This window comes from Paraburkholderia sp. SIMBA_053 (assembly GCF_046534895.1).
In the GTDB taxonomy this organism is placed as follows: domain Bacteria; phylum Pseudomonadota; class Gammaproteobacteria; order Burkholderiales; family Burkholderiaceae; genus Paraburkholderia; species Paraburkholderia caledonica.
Genome location: NZ_JAWRXU010000862.1, coordinates 1 through 265, shown reverse-complemented (window position 1 = coordinate 265; position 265 = coordinate 1). Strand labels below are relative to the sequence as shown.

Annotated in this window: 1 protein-coding gene; it reads left to right on the top strand. The window is 64.9% G+C overall.

Annotated features, from left to right (window positions below):
- On the top strand, window positions 1-265 hold a 265-nt coding region (locus SB753_RS38040), incomplete at both ends, for an NAD(P)-dependent oxidoreductase (protein WP_410805288.1).

The following is a 265-nucleotide window of genomic DNA, read 5'->3' as shown; positions in this document are numbered from 1 at the left end:
ACGCGAAGCCGCTCGCGAGGACGGTTATGGCGTGGCCGAGAGCCGCGAAGCCTTGTTCGAGCAGAGCGATGTGCTGTCGCTGCATTTGCGGCTGCACGACGACACGCGCGGCATCGTCAAGCAGGAAGATCTGATGCGCATGAAGCCGACCGCACTGCTCGTGAACACGAGCCGCGCCGAGCTGCTCGACGACAACGCGCTCCTCGGCGCGCTGTCGCACAATCGCCCAGGGATGGTCGCCATCGACGTGTATGAAAGCGAGCCG